Genomic DNA, 16,067 nt, shown 5'->3' with positions numbered 1-16,067 from the left:
TGCATCGGGTTGCCGATATCGGCGCCGATGCTACGTTATATTAGGCTTGTCACAACAACGACGATCGTTCTTTTTTCCGAATCTTCATACCAATAAGAGACTCGCCTGTCGTTGGAGGTGGGTCGAGTCGGCGCGCTCGGAGCGAGAACATGACGTTCGCGGAACTGTTGCCGCGCCTACAAGGCCGGCTGCACTGGCGATTGTTTATTTGTAATCTGAAGTTGGCAATGAATCGGGGCTTGTTGAAGCCCGCCGATATTCAGAAGATATTTCAGTTACAGCCCGATCCGACGATTCTGGAATCGGATTCTCACTCGCTGCTCGGCAATCTGCAGCGGCAGATCCATGACCCGCGCCTGCAGCTCCTGCTTCGACACCCCTTGCCAGACCTGCCCGCGGAATTCCAGGATGGGATCACTACTGTCATCAACGCGGACGACCGCGAGTACTATGTCCATCCGAATGACTTCAGCGGTCATGATTTCGATCTGCCAGGTAGGGCCGTGCGCCGCTTCAAGTCCACGGCACAGACACGTGAGTTTTTCTGGGTTGCGCCTCGCGCGCTGTTCGAACTCGCCATCCAGGAGTTCCACGCTCAACAGGATCCGACTACGGACGTAAAGCGCACCGACACGGCCAAGGAGGAGGGCGGTCCCATGGATGACCGGAGGCTCGCGATCGCGGACCGGATTCGTGACCTGCTCGGACTCGTGCATCACGGCCGCAAGGTTCAGTTGATGGCGATCTCGTTGCGCGTGCCGGCCGCTCAGCGGACTTGTTTGCCGACAGTGATCGAGGCCTTGCCCAATCTCCGCTTTTTACAAAGTCACTCGAAACCGCCGCCCGGCACTGGTTGTGGCTACACCGTGGATTTACAGAAGCTGGAGACCCAGGCGCTGGGCGAGGCGATCGCGGGCGCACCCGAGCTGGTGATGGAGCGGGTATTGTTGAGGGACTGCGACGAAGTCGAAGTGGTGACACTGGGCGTCACCCGTAAGGATCGTGCTACTTTGCGGGCCAGTCGTCGCTTCCTGGACCAGATGGAATATATTCTGCGACTGAAGTTCAGCGAGGTCTTGGACGAATTTCTGGCGCTGGTGCAGCCGTCCGGGAGCCGAACATGAGGCCACGGCCCGAGTCTGTAAAAATCCTGGCGGCGAAGTCGCCCGACGAAGTCGCCCTGTGGCTGGCGCGCGGCTTTTTCGAGACAGCTGCGGGCTTCTCCCGAGATCCCTTCGCTCCACACTCGTTCATCAATCTTGCCGCGCATCCCGCCGAGGGCGTCGAGTCGTTGTATGCGGTGGCGCCACCTGGGCTGCAACGGGCCCTGCGGGTCGGCATCACGATCCTGGGCAGATATTGTCGCTACGAGTCTCCGGAATCGGAGTTGCTGGACGAACAGCAACGCCTGCGGCTGCTCACGGAATTCCTGCGGCTGGCATCGAATCTCATCTGCATTCCCGCCGCGCCCATCGTCGCGCGGATAGCAACGGAGGATGCCCGGCACTGGTCCGACGACGTATTCGTGTCAGAAGTGTTTCCGGCGTGCTGTGTGTGTCTGCAGACGCTCGGCTTGCGGTTCGACGAAAGCGGCTACGCGGACCTCGAGGAGACGCTGCGCGACGATGTCGAAATTGCGCTGTATCAAGTCGTGATGAAAAAGAAACACTTCAACGTCGGCTTTGCGCCCCGCACCCTGGCCGCGTTGATCAACGTCACCCCCAGGAATTTGATTCATCATCTGGAGTTGCTCGGCCGGGACATGCTTCGCATGCATCGGCAGGAGCCGGAGCAACGGCGCCTTTCCCACCTGACGGCAACGCGCATCGTCGAGAAGGAATTCAATGTCCTGCAGGACCAGTTTCCCAAGTTGCACATCGCTCGCGCGATCTCGCGCGATGCCTGGCTGCTGGAGGCGTTGTTCGGCCCGGAGGGCCCGCTTATCTATTGGGGCAATCCGAAGCGGGAGCGGCGGATCACAGTGGCGCTGCGCACGGAGATCAAGCGGCGGGCAATCTTTTTCAACGAAGGTTTTGCCACGGCACGCATGCCGCCCGGCACGCCGCCTCCGGACAATCTTTATGCCCTCGCGCTGATCGGACAGTTGGAGACCGATTTCTTCGATGCCGCCAGCAAGGTGCCGCTGGCCGATTCGTGGGCGAGTCTGATGAGCGATCGAGATGTCTGAATCAACTTCGCCCCTGGATCAGCGTGAAGCCACGCGTGAGCTGCCGCGCCTGCGTGCGGAGGCTGGCAAGCTGAAAGCGCAGTTCGAGCGCCGCCACGACGATCGCGAGCGGGCGCGTGACGGTGGCACGGTGTTTTATGCCTTGGACAATGACGTCATCACCAACACCACCGCGCCCTGGAAAGTGCATCAGAAGGCGCTGGCCCGGGCCCTGATGCGCAAGCCGCGTCGGCGTATCCGGCACTATCTGCAATATCTCATCTGGGACGATCTGGCCGCGCAACGGGCGCTCGGCTACATCCTGGCCGAATACTACCTGCGCCGGCCTGCCAATTCCCGGTCCATTCCTTTTCTGCTCATCGAGCCGGGCGATCGCGAGACGCGGTCGCTTTGGTATGAGGTGTCGTTACTGGCACGGCAAGCGGAGAGCTCGATCGAAGATGAGTACGCGGAGGTCGACGAGCTGCTCCGGTCGGACCGCATGATGACGGGCCTCGAGAAAGGCCAGATCGAAGCGCTGGTGACTCATCTGCTCGAATGTGTGCACGAAGGACCGGTCGCCGAGCTGCAACGGATCGTTTCCCTGCAGGAGTCGCGGAGCGTATTGCCGGCCGAGCGCATCGTGGTCGGCAATCAGCCGCTGTTGCCCGTGCCCGATGCGGAGGACAAGCAGGAAATCGCCCGGCTCCAGAAGATGTGGGCGGATCTGTTGCACAGGCATCGAGTGCCCAAGCAGCGCGGCGGCGTGGGAGAGGGCGACGAAGGCGACGAGTGGCCCACCAATAACGATATCGATGCCGCGGTGCTGGCCCGAATCCAATGGATCAACGAACAGTTCGAGCTGGAAGCACTGGCGCTGGCGACCGAAGACAAGAAGCCACCCGCGAAGCGGCTTTGTTTCATCACCGGCGACCGGACTATCGAGCAGATCGCCGCCAAGCTGGTGCTGAAGAAGACCTCGGATACCTTTGAAGAGCGATACCTGCGCAATCCCGTATGTTTTCTCGCCGACGTGGATTTCTTCGAGATTGCCAACGTCGAGACGCCGCAATTTCTCGCTCGCTTTCCCGCCTCGGCGCCGCCCGTCGAGAACAATCCGCAGAGTTTGGAGAGCGGTGCGCGCCAGACGCCGGGACGTTCGCTTCGACACTGGTTGATGATGTTGTTCCCGGAGATCGAGAACGAGCCGGTGGCACAGGACAAGGTTGCAATGGCAGCCAAGGAGGCCAGGCTGGAATGGGCCAAGTATCTGTGCAGCACCGCCAGCGTTTCCCGGCTGGGGCAGATCGACCGCAACTACCAGGAGCAGGCTCGCCGGATCGCCGGCGGCAAGCTGAGCAATCAGCAGATGCGGGCCCAGTTGCAAGAGCTGCGGCGTGAGATGCAGAAGGTCAGCGAGAGCGCGATGACGCGCTTCAGCGCCGTCGGTTTGCTGGCGGGTTTCTGGAGCATCGAGCGGGTCGCCGATCGCTGGCCGAGCCGCGTCATGCCGGCGGTCAAGTTCAATTCCCTGCCCGAGGCGAAGGCGTTGATCGATCGGTTGCGTAAAGCCGGCTCGCTGGCGAAGGCGCAAACCGTGCTGGATCGCGACGAGCTCGACAAGCTTGACCACCATCCTCGCGACGGTACCGTCTACTCGCGCTACATGGTGTTCGCGATGGCCTTTGCGCTGGCCGGTGAATGGCGTTCCGCATACACCGTGGCCAGCGCCGCGTTCTCGGTGGCGAAAACGTTGGATCCCAAGGAGCGGCCGAACACCACCGTCAAGGGCGACGAAGCGGCTTATCTATGCGCGGTGTTTCGCCTCCTCAGTGCCACTCGCACCGAAGACCTCGACGACAGCGAACAATGGCTCGACATTGCCAGGGAACGACAGCTGACGAAGCCGCTGCGTCCCAGCTTGCAAGCCCTGCCCGATCCGATGGCCTACCGCGACCCGCGCTTCGAGGCGGAAGCATTGACGATCTGGATCGCGCGCCTTCACTTCGATGAATTCGGTCAGCGTCCGCGCTCCGAGCAAAGGGGCTTGCGCGAGCACTTCATCGGTTACCGCTCGCTGCGTGATTTCTGCGAACGCCACCTCGACGTATTGCGAGGGATGTCGGAAGACGAACCGTTGGAGGTCCGTCACGCCGTACGTCAACAGGTCGCCACGGGTTTCCTGCAACTGCAGTTGCTGGCTCGGTTGAGAAACGATGAGAAAAGCGCGATGCCGGAACAGGCCGCGCGCATGATCGAGCTGCTGCAGCAGTGCGACTCGGAGTACGCGACGACGGGCATCGAGCACGATCGGCGACACACCAACATGCCGACGATCGTGCGGCTGGTGTTTCTATGCGCCAGCGCATTGTTTCTGCCCGAGGCGGCGGGATGGGACTCGCTGGAGCAACGGTTGCACGAGCTCAAGCAAGTGGCGAGCCGGTTTGCCGAAGCGGGCGTCATGCCCTATGACGCCGCTCGCGCCGAGCGCTGGGTGAGGCTCGTGGAAGACGAATTGATCAGACGCGCCGGTTGATCGGCGCGTGAAGCGCTCAGCCTTCGAAGAATCCCATCTTCACGCCGGCGAGCAAAATCACATCGTTGTCCGCCAGCTTGCGAGCCTGCTCGCCGATGGCGGAGCCGTTCACCGACGGATAGTCGCCGGGCTTGCCGCTGTCGACGTGCACGATGAAGTAACCATCGGCGCGACGAGTGATGGCCGCGACTTGCACGCCAGGGCGGCCCAGCGTCGTCAAAGCTTTGTTCAACTCGAGCTCGCGGCCAGCGAACGCGCCGCTCAACACCTGCAGCTTGGCCTTCGGCAAAGCGATACCAGCGTGCTCGCCGGTTGCGCCGGTGCTGCCGGCGGGCGGCATCGGCCGGGTGACAGCGGGAGCTGAAGTGGAGACGGGCGTCGGCGTCGCTTTCGCAGCGGGGGCCGGCGGAGGAGGCGGAGACGAGGCAGCAGCTTTCTTCGCGGCGATGGCGGCCACGGCGGAGCCCGGGGTGATCACCATCGTCTTCTCGAATTCATCGGGCTCGCTGTCCGAGCTCTGCGTATCGACGAAGCGCAGCTGATGATGACCGACGGTCACGACATCGCCGTGCTGAAGCGCATGTTTCTTGATCAGCTTGCCGTTGACGTAAGTGCCATTGGTGCTGTTCAGATCTTCCAGGAACGAGTCGTTGAGGATGTTGATCACCAGCGAGTGGTGACCGCTCACGGCCGGGTTGTCGATGCGAATATCGTTATCGGGGAGCCGGCCAACGGTATACCGCTCCTTGTTCATGTTGTACTCGGCCATCACCTGACCGTCCAGGCTAAGGATCAACCGTGCCATTTGCTCGTCCCCGGAAGTGGTGCCAGTCAGCGACCCGTGTGACTAGCCGAACCAGCGCAAGATTCTGTCAACTACCCCCGTCCGCGCTGCGAACGAGTCCACAACTTGCGCAAGGATGATCGACACATTGTCGCGACCGCCGTTGTCGTTCGACAATTGAATCAATTGCTTAGCTACCGTTTCAAGGCTAGCACTAAAGGTGCTCATAGTTAAGTGAATGTCGTCGTCTTCGACCATGTCGGACAGGCCGTCCGAGCACAAACAGAAGAAGTCGCCCTTATCCACAGGTTGTTCATGGACCTCGACATCGACCGTGGGCTCCACGCCCAGGGCACGGGTCACGTAGTTCTTGTTGGTGGCCCGCTGGGCCTCGGCCTGGGAGTAGAAGCCGCGGTCGACCAGCTCCTGGAGCAGCGAATGGTCCATGGTCATCTGCTCGAGGCGGTTGGCGCGCAGGCGGTACAGGCGCGAGTCGCCGACGTGGGCGATGGCCACGCGGTTGTCGAAGAACAGGCAGGCCACGATGGTCGTGCCCATGCCCTCGCATTGGGGCTGGGTCTTGGCGGTCTGGTAGATGATCTTGTTGGCTCGGGCGATGGCATCCCGTAACACGATGCTCGGCCGGGCCATGCCGGTCTCCGGATCGCTCGAGGACATGTCCTGGTGCTCGACCGCTTCTTTCACCAGGCTCATCACGGTCTTCACGGCGATGCCGCTGGCGACTTCGCCCGCGTTGTAACCGCCCATGCCGTCAGCGAGCACGAACAGACCGATGTCGGCATCGACGCCGATGGTGTCTTCGTTGTGCTCACGGACGCGACCGACGTCGCTCAATCCTACGGAGCGGATCTTGCCGCGCACCTAGTTGACCCTCCTGGTCGTCATGGCAGCAACCACTCGTGTTCCGCCTGTGCGGCGCTCTTCTCCGGCGGACCGGCGACAGCGCGCAAGGCCATGGCCATTTCGGCGCAGGTCACATAGCGATCGTCGGCCGACTTGGACAGCGAGCGGTCGATGATTGCCTCGAGCTCCTGCGGCAGATCGGGACGGATCATGCGGATGGGATTGTGCGGCTCAGTGGCGATCTTCTGCATCAAGCGCGGCATCGAGTCGGCGCGGAACGGCAGTTGACCGCACAGCAGCTGATACAGGCTCACGCCCAGAGCGAATTGATCGGAGCGACCGTCGAGCGTGCGCCCTTCCAGTTGTTCCGGTGACATGAATGAGGGTGTGCCCAGGACGATTCCGGTTTTGGTTCGGCTTGTATCGGTCAGGCGTGCAATTCCGAAGTCGGTGATCTTCAGCTCATCCGTTTCGGGATTGAACATTATATTAGCTGGTTTGATGTCGCGATGAACGACGTTCTGCCGGTGCGCATAGTGCAGAGCCTCAGCGACGCGGGCGACGAGCAGCATCACGGTTTTCGGCGGCAACAACTGCTTCACGTCGGTGTGGGTGCTGAGATGATGGCCGCGCAGGTACTCCATCGCGATGTACGCAAGGCCGTTGTCCTCGCCCGCATCGTAGACTGTGACGATGGCCGGATGGTTCAGCCGGCCCGCCATCTCCGCTTCGCGGAAGAAGCGTGCGCGTGCCTCGGCCAGATCGTCTTCCTCGAACTCCTCGGCCAGCGGAATTGCCTTGATCGCGACCACGCGATTGATCTTCGGATCGCGGCCCAGGTACACGATGCCCATGGCGCCCTTGCCGAGCTCGCGCTCGATTTCGTAACGGCCGAGGGTGCGCTTCGAGGAGGCACGCGCCGTGGAGGGCACGTCGAGCAGATCGGGCACGGTTTCTTCGTGGTCTTTTAAATCGATGGCGGGCTGTCGCGGCCGGATCGGGCGCGGCGGTTCGCGTTTGACGGGCGCCACGGGCGTTGCCGTGTCGTGCGTCATCGATTCGCGGGACTCGCGCATCAGCGGTCCGCGCGTTACTGGCTCGCGAGTCAGCGGTTCTTCGCGCACGCGAGCGCGACGCGCTTTGAGCTCGCGGTAATTGGGATCGCGTGTGGCGATGTAGCTGTATACCGCCGACGCTTTGGAGAGTTGCGCACGCCGCTCGAAGTCCATGCCGAGGTTGTAGAGCAGCTCCATGGTCGGTGCATCCAGCGCGCAGCGTTGATAAGTCTCGAACGCGAGATCGAGCTGACCCTGCTTGTGGAACGTCTGTCCGAGCGAGCGCAGATTCGCGCCGGGATCGCGTGCGCCATCGCCCGCTCTCATGTTGGCGCGACGGATCAGCTCGCCGACCAGATACAAACCATAACTCGCGGCCAGTGCCACGCAAGGAAGTACGAGGTGCAGCCAGATCTGCGACGACCGCAGCAACATCACCTCGGCGCCAGTGAGCAGCACCATGAACAGCAACGTGGTCATTCCGCCGATTGCGGCACCGGCGGCGGGCAACATGAAAGCCGAATACAACAGCACCAGCGCGACGACGCCCCACTCGATCGCGGGCGCATACGCAGGGCGTGAATACATCTGCGCAGCCAACGAGCTGGAGACCGCGCTGGCGATTGCGACCACCGGCGGTGTGGCTTTGCTCACAGGCGTCGTGATGGCGTCATCCACGCTATCGCTATTCATCAATCCGATGAGCACGACCTTGTCGCGCAACTCGCCCTTCGGCACGCCGCCCGATAACACCTGCCAGTAGGGATATTGCTGAAATGCCTGCACGCCGCTCGGGGGGAAGTAACGTGGCCGACTGTGCTGAGTGGAATCCAGCGGCGTCCGGCGAGTTCCCATGGTCAGCGCATTGTTGGAATGAAAGATCATTTCATTGGGCGAAACGCCCAACGCGCGACCGGTGATGACCGCAGATAGCGACGGCACCAGCCCGGTGCCGACGCGAACCGCGGCGAGATTGGTGCGCACGACGCCATCGGAGTCCGGCTGTATATAGGTGTGACCGATGGCGCTGGCCTCGGCGAGAAACACGGGCGCCGGCAACATCGTGATTTCGGCATCGGCGGCGCTTTGTAACACCGAGGCATCGGTGGCCGGCGAGAAGCGCGCGGGGATCCGATCGCCTTCGCTGGCGCTGTCATTCAAACGGATATGCACCGGCAGAATGACATTGCCGTGAGCGGCCATGGACTTGGCGAGATGCGCGTCCGGATCGCGGCCGGCGGCCGATTCGCCGAGCAGCTTGCGCAGTTGACGAGCTTGTTCGGAATTGCCGAGGTTGCTGGACTCGAGCAGCGCGAGCGCAGCACGAACTTTTTCACGCTCGCTGGTGCGTCGGGCGGTGTCGAACGGCACGGTGAAGGCGACGACGCGGGCGCCTTCGGCTCTCAGCTTGTCGATCAAGCTGGCATGCACATCGCGCGGCCAGGGCCATTCCCCGAGCTGCGCCAGGCTGGCGTCGTCGATGGCGACGATGGCAACCTCGCGCGACGGCGTGACCTCGACCGAATTCATCATGCGGTCGTACAGGCCCACTTCCAGCGGCAGCTCGGCGGGGGAGTAAACCCAATTGCCCACGGCAACCACCAGGGCTGCCGCCAGCCCACCGGGAAGCCAGGAGAATCGCGCCAGTTTTGCCGCCACGAGTTGAGTACCGCCTAAGACTTCAATCCCACAGCCGGACCCGTCGACTACCCTGGCCGTAACAAACCTGATGGTCGCAAGACCATCTTGATCGCAGATTCTCGGCCAAGTGTCAGGACTTGGTTGGTGTGGGGCGAAATTGCGGCGCGAGTATAGCGAAGGACGATAGGTTAAATTGCCGGTGGCGTCACACCCGCGATGCCCCCTAGTCCCGCAAACGACATGAGGCAAACTCCGGGCTACGGTGCTGCCGATCAGTTCACATTCGGAAATCATGGCCAAATCCAAGGAAATCTTTGTCTGCGAGCAATGTGGCAACGACAGCCTGCAATGGCAGGGCATCTGCCCATCGTGCGGTGCCGCCGACACGCTCAAACGGATGAGTATTAGCCGTAGCCCGCGCACCGGCGCGGAGCGCCGGCCATTGGCGGCGGGCAGCGAGCGGCCGCGGCGACTGGTCGAGGTGTCCGAAGCGAACGAGCCGCGGATCGCCACGGGCTTGCAAGAACTCGATCGCGTGCTCGGCGGTGGCTTGGTGTTGGGCTCGGTGACGTTGCTCGGCGGCGATCCGGGAATAGGCAAGTCGACGGTATTGCTCCAAGCGGGCGACGCGCTCAGCCGCGCGACATCGACGCTCTATGTCACCGGCGAAGAGTCGTTACAGCAAGTGAGCTTGCGCGCCCGTCGGCTTGAAGTCGTCAGCGACACGTTGCAGCTGCTGGCGGAGACGAACGTCGAGACCATCCTCCAGCATGCTCAACAGTCCAATGCGCGCGTGCTGGTCATTGACTCGATTCAAACCATGTTCGTCAGCGACGTGGATTCCTCGCCGGGCTCGGCGACACAGGTCCGCGAGTCGGCCGCGGCGCTGGTGCGCTTTGCCAAATCATCGGGCGTGTCGGTGATGATCATCGGCCACGTCACCAAGGAAGGCGTGATCGCGGGCCCGCGCATTCTCGAGCACATGGTCGACACCGTGCTCTATTTCGAGAGCGACGCTGGCAGTCGCTTCCGTCTGGTGCGCGCGGTGAAGAATCGCTTCGGCGCGGCGAATGAAGTCGGCGTGTTCGCGATGACCGAGCAAGGGCTGCGCGAGGTGAGGAATCCGTCGGCGATCTTCTTGTCACAACATCCGCAACCCGTGGCGGGCAGCGCGGTGATGGTGGCGCGTGAAGGCAGCCGCCCGATGTTGATCGAAGTACAGTCGCTCACCGATGAAGCACAGGGTATGAACCCGCGCCGGGTCGCCGTGGGGTTGGAAGCGAATCGGCTCGCGTTGTTACTCGCGGTCTTGCATCGACATGGCGGCGTCTCGACGGCGGGGCGCGACGTGTTTCTAAATGTCGTCGGCGGTGTGCGGATTTCAGAAACGGCCGCGGATCTGCCTGCAGTGCTGGCTTCTGTATCGAGTGTGCGAGACAAGCCGCTCGCGCCTCGATTGGTTTGTTTCGGCGAGCTGGGCCTGGCGGGCGAGGTGAGGCCGGTGCCTTACGGCGAAGAGCGTCTGCGCGAAGCCGCGAAACATGGTTTCGAGCGCGCCATCGTGCCGGAAGCGAACAAGCCGCGCCGTGAGATCGAGGGCTTGGAAGTGATTGGCGTGGAGCGCCTCGACCAGGCGTTACGCAGCGCCTTTTGATTGTTCGAGCGGCACACCGATCGGTCGGATGCGCGCGGTCTTCACGCTGTTCTCCGCGGTCTGAAGAATCTCCACCGACAGGTTGCCGAGCTTCAGCCCGGTGCCCGGCTGCGGAATCGTTTCCAGATATTCCAGGATCAAGCCGTTCAAAGTACGCGGGCCGTCGGTGGGCAGATCCCAGCCGAGCGTGCGATTCAGCACACGGATGCTGATGGCGCCGTTGATCACGAAGCTGCCGTCGGCATCGCGATGGATGTCTTGATGTAGCGCGCCGGGCGCGCTCGTGAAGTCACCGACGACTTCTTCGAGAATGTCCTCGAGTGTCACCAGTCCGCGGATGTCGCCGTACTCATCGACGACCAGCGCGATGCGCCGGCGATCGCGCTGGAAGTTCAACAGCTGCACGCTGAGCGTCGTGCCCTCGGGCACGAAGTAGCCTTCGCGCTCGCGGGCCAGTTGTAACAATCGGTCGCGCGTCAGGTCGCTGCGTGCCAGGGCATGCGCGACCTTCTTCATGTGCATGATGCCGATGATGTTGTCGAGATTGTTCTCGCACACCGGCAGGCGCGTATGAGGGGTCGAGCGCAGCGTGTCGACGATGGTGTCCCAGTCATCGGCGATATCGATGTACGCGATCTCGCTGCGCGGGATCATGATGTCGTCGACCTTCATGGTGTCGAGGTCGAGCAACTTGTCCGTGATGCGACGGCGCGGATTATCGGGCGGCCACGGGATCTGCTCCTTCTTTCGGCGTGGCTTGGCGGGCGCGCGTATCAAAGCGCGGGCCACGAAGAACCCGATGGCCGCGGCCGCGAGGACCGCGAGCACCAACGTGCTCATCCAACCGATCGCATGCAGACTCAAATCCGTTCCTCAACCCCAGTGCCGGCCCAGAATGGTTTCCAGCACGATTTTGGAACCGAAGTACGCCAGCCCCAGCAGCGCGAAGCCGCTCAACGTCCAGTTCCGCGCGACGCGTCCGCGCCAGCCGAAGCGCCAGCGACCGAACAACAACACTGCGAAAACGATCCACGCGAGACATGACAGCACCGTCTTGTGAATCAGGTGCTGCGCGAACAGGTCACGCACGAAGATAAAGCCGCTGAACAGTGCGAGCGTCAGCACCGCGAAGCCGGCACCGAGCGCCTGGAAGGTCGCCGACTCGAGCGCTTCCATCGAAGGCAGGATTGTGAGCATGCCGAGCGGTTGACGGCTGCGCAGCCGCCGGTCGAGCAATGCCAGCGCGATGGCGAGCGCGACGGCGATCGTCAGAAGCGCATAAGCCAACGTCGAGAGCACGATGTGCGCGGCGATTTCCCAGCTCTGTTGTTCGAGCGCGTAGCCCGCGTTGCCTTCCACGGTGGTCGCCGCCACCACACCTGCAATGGCCATGAGAATAGAGCTGACGCCAGCAAAGCGCGGCCGCGACCATGTGAGGATCAGCGCGATCAGACCCGTGGGCCAGCCGATCAGCGAGGCTGTCTCGGCCACCGTGAATGCCAGCTCGGGCTTGGCGAAGACGCTCTGCCAGAGCAGGGACGCATGGAGCGCGACGGCGATGGCGCCCAGTCCGAGCCCTGCGATCCGACGGCCACGCGCGGCGTTCTCGTCGGCGCGGTAGACGCTCGAGGCGAGCCATGCGGCGCAAGCCAGATAGCAAGCGAGGACGACGATGGACAGCACTGAGGTGGGGAGCTCAGAAGGGATGACGGCTAGATGATAGCGGATCGCAGTTGGCGAGGTAGGGCAGTCGGCTGCCCCGCGGGCGCCACTTGGTCTTACACTAACGCCCAATCCCCAACTTCACCCTGCCAATTCCATGTTCGACAAACTGACTGAACGCCTGCAAGGCGTTATGGAGAGCCTGCGCGGTCGCGGGCGCCTCACCGAGGAGAACATTGCCGACACGCTGCGCCAGGTGCGCATGGCGCTGCTCGAGGCGGACGTCGCCCTCCCGGTCGTGAAGGGCTTCGTCGACACCATCCGCGCCAAGGTCGTCGGACAGGAGTTCGATAAGAGCCTGACCCCAGGCCAGATGCTGGTGAAGCTCATCCACGATGAGCTGATCGCGCTGATGGGCGCGGGCGTCCGGCCGCTGAACCTGCGTGCGCAGCCGCCGGTGGTCATCCTGCTCGCGGGCCTGCAGGGCGCGGGTAAAACCACCTCAGCTGGCAAGCTTGCCAAGTGGCTGAAGGAGAACGAGCGCAAGAAGGTGCTGCTCGCCAGTACTGACGTTTACCGCCCGGCCGCCATCCTGCAGCTGGAGCGGCTGGCGCAGCAGCTGGACGTGGCGTTCTACCCGTCCGACCCCAAGAAGCCGGCCGTGACCCTGGCGAAGGAAGCGCTGAGCGAGGCGAAGCAGTCGCTGTACGACGTGCTGATCGTCGACACCGCCGGCCGTCTGCACGTCGACGACGAGATGATGGTGGAGATCAAGGAGATCGCTGGCGCCGTTTCGCCCACGGAAACCCTGTTCGTGGTCGATAGCATGGCGGGTCAGGACGCAGTGAACGCGGCCAAGGCCTTCGGGGCGGCGCTGACGCTGACCGGCGTCGTGCTCACGAAGACCGACGGCGACGCCCGCGGTGGCGCGGCCTTGTCGGTGCGGCAGATTACCGGCGCGCCCATTCTCTTCATGGGTACCGGCGAAAAGACCGATGCCCTCGAGCCCTTCCACGCCGAGCGCGTGGCCTCGCGCATCCTGGGCATGGGCGACGTGTTGTCGCTGGTCGAGAAGGTCACCCAGAACGTCGACCGTGAGCAGGCCGAGAAGCTGGCCCGCAAGCTGAAGAAGGGTAAGGACTTCGACCTGGAGGATCTGCACGATCAGCTGCAACAGGTCGAGAAGATGGGCGGACTGAGCGCGCTCATGGACAAGCTGCCCGCGCAGCTGGCCGGCAAGGCCGCGCAGATGCCCCAGGGCAATGAGAAGGAGATCAAGCGGCAGCTGGCCATGATCCGGTCCATGACCCCGGGCGAGCGCCGTTACCCCAAGACCATCGACGCCTCCCGCAAGCGCCGGATCGCGTCCGGCTCGGGCGTGCATGTGTCGGAGATCAATAAGCTCCTGAAAAACCACATGCAGATGCAGAAGATGATGAAGACGTTCTCGAAGGGCGGCGGGCTGCGCCGGCTGATGAGCGCGTTCGGCGGCGGTGGGGGTTTCCCCCGCCCCGGCGGCTGACCATCCAGAGGCCCTCAATCGCCGTACGGCTCGAACAGCTCCGTTCCGAGCCGTACGGCGATTGAGGGCCTCTTACTCCGGACTCAGCTGTCCGACTTTGAAAAAACCTATACATCCAGTATAGTTCGCGCCCTTTTCCGGGAGCCCCGTGCCCGGACGCCCGGCTTTACGTATTGATTTCGAGGCTTTAGCACATGGTCACGATCCGGCTCACCCGTCGTGGGGCGAAGAAGACGCCCTTCTATCACATCGTCGTCACGGACAGCCGTATGCGTCAGGGCGGCACGACCCTGGAGCAGGTCGGCTTTTTCAACCCGATTCCGACCGGCAAGCAGCGCCGTCTGGAGCTGAAGCTGGACCGCGTCGACTACTGGGTCGGCAAGGGTGCCAAGCCGTCCGAGCGCGTCGCCGAGCTGGTCAAGACGCATCGCAAGCAGGCCGTCGCGGCCTGATATTCGCCCGTGCCGGGCGCCGCGCCTGTGTTATCGACATGAGCGACGCGCAGGGTACGGCTGAAGACCGCTGGGTGGTGCTGGGCAAGATCGGCAGCGCATTCGGCGTGCAGGGCTGGGTTCGGATTACTTCGTACACCGACCCGCCCGACAACATTCTGGAATACGACCGCTGGCACCTGCGCCGGGCCGGGCAGTGGGAAGTGGTCGAAGTCGAAGACGGGCGGATGACCGCCAAGGGCGTGCAGGCCAAGCTGGTCGGCATCGACTCTCCGGAAGAGGCGCGGTTGCAGGTAGGTATCGAGATCGCGGTCCTCCGCAGCGAGCTGCCGCCGACGGCGCCCGGAGAGTATTACTGGAGCGATCTGGAAGGACTGGAAGCGCTGACCCCGAGCGGTGAATTGCTCGGTCGCGTGGACCACTTCCGCTCTACGCCGGGTGGCGATATCGCGGTGGTGAAAGGTGCCAAGGAGCACTGGATCCCGTTCGTAAAGGACCGGATCGTCAAAGTCGACCTGGATGCCGGGCGCATCGTGTTCGACTGGGGTGTGGACTGGCTGGACGATTGAGGCTTCGGACGATGCGCATCGAAGTGGTGACGCTGTTCCCGGAGTTCGTCGCCGAAGCAGTTCGAGTGGGTGTTCTGGGTCGCGCCATCGAGCGCGGCACCGTGGCGGTGAATGCCACGACCCCGCGCGAATTTGCGACGGACGTGCACAAGTCCGTCGACGACCGTCCTTACGGGGGCGGGCCGGGGATGGTGATGACGATCGAGCCGGCGCGGACGTCGATACGAGCCGCGAAGGCGCGATTGCCCGAAGGCAGTCGCAGCGTCTATCTGGCCGCCGATGGAGCGCCGTTGACGCATGCGAAGGCGCAGGAGCTGGCGAAGTTGCCGGGCCTGATGCTGCTGGCGGGGCGCTACGAAGGCGTCGATGAGCGACTGATTCAGTCGGAGATCGACGAGTGCGTGTCCATCGGCGACTACGTGTTGTCGGGGGGCGAGCTGCCGGCGCTGGTGCTGATCGACGCGGTGGTCCGGTTGCTGCCGGGCGTGCTGGGCGATGAGGCTTCTGCGGTCGAGGATTCGTTCGTCGCCGGGCTGCTCGACTGGCCGCACTACACGCGGCCGGAAGTGTTCGAAGGGCAGTCGGTGCCCGCGGTGCTGGTCGGTGGCAATCATGCCGCGATCCGCCGCTGGCGCGAGACTCAGGCGCTCGGGCGCACCTGGCTGCGGCGGCCGGACTTGATCGAGAAACTGGCGCTGACGGCCGAACAGCAGCGCTTATTGAAAGAATTTTTGGCGGAGCACGCGTCTCCGCCGCCGGTTTGATTACGGATGGGTACGACCATGAACATCATCGAAAAGCTCGAGAGCGAAGCCAGCGGCAAAGAAATTCCGGACTTCTCGCCCGGCGACACCGTCGTCGTGGAAGTGAAGGTGAAGGAAGGCGACCGCGAGCGCGTGCAGGCCTATGAAGGCGTCGTGATCGCCCGTCGCAACCGCGGTTTCAACTCGTCTTTCACCGTGCGCAAGATTTCGCACGGCGAAGGTGTGGAGCGCGTGTTCCAGACCTACAGCCCGTCCATCGGCGGCATCACCGTGAAGCGTCGCGGTAACGTGCGTCGCGCCAAGCTGTACTACCTGCGCGATCTGACCGGCAAGGCCGCGCGCATCGAAGAGAAGGTCTGATCGACCTGGATTGCAGCGCTGGCGTGGGTGCAAAACT

General features: G+C 63.0%; 14 protein-coding genes. 9 read left to right on the top strand and 5 right to left on the bottom strand.

Annotated elements, in window-relative coordinates:
- Positions 1-149 precede the first annotated feature (149 nt).
- The 3 genes from ACFPN2_RS37440 to ACFPN2_RS37430 are packed head-to-tail and all read left to right on the top strand — an operon-like array spanning position 150 to position 4,703.
- A complete protein-coding gene (locus ACFPN2_RS37440) occupies positions 150-1,124 on the top strand; it encodes a hypothetical protein (RefSeq protein ID WP_380606303.1) in 975 nt (324 codons plus the stop codon).
- A complete protein-coding gene (locus ACFPN2_RS37435; protein ID WP_380606301.1) occupies positions 1,121-2,188 on the top strand; it encodes a hypothetical protein in 1,068 nt (355 codons plus the stop codon). Before ACFPN2_RS37440 ends, ACFPN2_RS37435 begins: the two co-directional genes overlap by 4 nt.
- Entirely contained in the window at positions 2,181-4,703 is a 2,523-nt protein-coding gene (locus ACFPN2_RS37430; protein ID WP_380606299.1) for a hypothetical protein, read from the top strand. Before ACFPN2_RS37435 ends, ACFPN2_RS37430 begins: the two co-directional genes overlap by 8 nt.
- A gap of 16 nt (positions 4,704-4,719) precedes the next feature.
- Here ACFPN2_RS37430 and ACFPN2_RS37425 read toward each other — a convergent pair whose 3' ends face one another.
- The 3 genes from ACFPN2_RS37425 to ACFPN2_RS37415 are packed head-to-tail and all read right to left on the bottom strand — an operon-like array spanning position 4,720 to position 9,065.
- Entirely contained in the window at positions 4,720-5,508 is a 789-nt protein-coding gene (locus ACFPN2_RS37425; RefSeq protein WP_380606297.1) for an FHA domain-containing protein, read from the bottom strand.
- 42 nt (positions 5,509-5,550) lie between these two features.
- Positions 5,551-6,369 (bottom strand): Stp1/IreP family PP2C-type Ser/Thr phosphatase, encoded by an 819-nt coding sequence (locus ACFPN2_RS37420; protein ID WP_198683229.1) that lies wholly within the window; start codon positions 6,367-6,369, stop codon positions 5,551-5,553.
- Between the two features lie 20 nt (positions 6,370-6,389).
- A complete protein-coding gene (locus ACFPN2_RS37415) occupies positions 6,390-9,065 on the bottom strand; it encodes a CHASE2 domain-containing serine/threonine-protein kinase (RefSeq protein WP_380606295.1) in 2,676 nt (891 codons plus the stop codon).
- Between the two features lie 274 nt (positions 9,066-9,339).
- Here ACFPN2_RS37415 and radA point away from each other — a divergent pair, with 274 nt between their 5' ends.
- Entirely contained in the window at positions 9,340-10,701 is a 1,362-nt protein-coding gene (gene radA, locus ACFPN2_RS37410) for a DNA repair protein RadA (RefSeq protein WP_380606293.1), read from the top strand.
- Here radA and ACFPN2_RS37405 read toward each other — a convergent pair.
- Both ACFPN2_RS37405 and ACFPN2_RS37400 read right to left on the bottom strand, forming a co-directional pair.
- Positions 10,684-11,565 (bottom strand): transporter associated domain-containing protein, encoded by an 882-nt coding sequence (locus tag ACFPN2_RS37405; protein ID WP_380606291.1) that lies wholly within the window; start codon positions 11,563-11,565, stop codon positions 10,684-10,686. The genes radA and ACFPN2_RS37405 overlap by 18 nt on opposite strands.
- A gap of 9 nt (positions 11,566-11,574) precedes the next feature.
- Positions 11,575-12,384, bottom strand: coding sequence for a cytochrome C assembly family protein (locus ACFPN2_RS37400; protein WP_380606289.1), 810 nt, complete (start codon positions 12,382-12,384; stop codon positions 11,575-11,577).
- A gap of 136 nt (positions 12,385-12,520) precedes the next feature.
- Between ACFPN2_RS37400 and ffh the strand changes: the two genes are divergently transcribed.
- The 5 genes from ffh (at position 12,521) to rplS (ending at position 16,030) form a co-directional block, all read left to right on the top strand.
- The gene (ffh, locus tag ACFPN2_RS37395; RefSeq protein WP_380606287.1) at positions 12,521-13,885 is read left to right on the top strand and encodes a signal recognition particle protein; all 1,365 of its coding nucleotides are present in this window, start codon (positions 12,521-12,523) and stop codon (positions 13,883-13,885) included.
- A 194-nt stretch (positions 13,886-14,079) separates the two neighbouring features.
- Positions 14,080-14,337 (top strand): 30S ribosomal protein S16, encoded by a 258-nt coding sequence (gene rpsP, locus ACFPN2_RS37390; protein WP_129642843.1) that lies wholly within the window; start codon positions 14,080-14,082, stop codon positions 14,335-14,337.
- A 38-nt stretch (positions 14,338-14,375) separates the two neighbouring features.
- Positions 14,376-14,906 carry a ribosome maturation factor RimM gene (gene rimM / locus ACFPN2_RS37385; protein WP_380606284.1) on the top strand — a complete coding sequence of 177 codons (531 nt, stop codon included), beginning with the start codon at positions 14,376-14,378 and terminating at the stop codon, positions 14,904-14,906.
- Between the two features lie 11 nt (positions 14,907-14,917).
- A complete protein-coding gene (trmD, locus tag ACFPN2_RS37380; RefSeq protein WP_380606282.1) occupies positions 14,918-15,670 on the top strand; it encodes a tRNA (guanosine(37)-N1)-methyltransferase TrmD in 753 nt (250 codons plus the stop codon).
- 18 nt (positions 15,671-15,688) lie between these two features.
- Positions 15,689-16,030, top strand: coding sequence for a 50S ribosomal protein L19 (rplS, locus tag ACFPN2_RS37375; RefSeq protein ID WP_380606280.1), 342 nt, complete (start codon positions 15,689-15,691; stop codon positions 16,028-16,030).
- The last annotated feature ends 37 nt before the right edge of the window (positions 16,031-16,067 follow it).

The sequence above is a fragment of the Steroidobacter flavus genome (assembly GCF_042651805.1).
GTDB classification, from domain to species: domain Bacteria; phylum Pseudomonadota; class Gammaproteobacteria; order Steroidobacterales; family Steroidobacteraceae; genus Steroidobacter; species Steroidobacter flavus.
The sequence above is the reverse complement of the archived record's forward strand: the minus strand, read 5'-3'. Positions and strand labels throughout refer to the sequence as shown.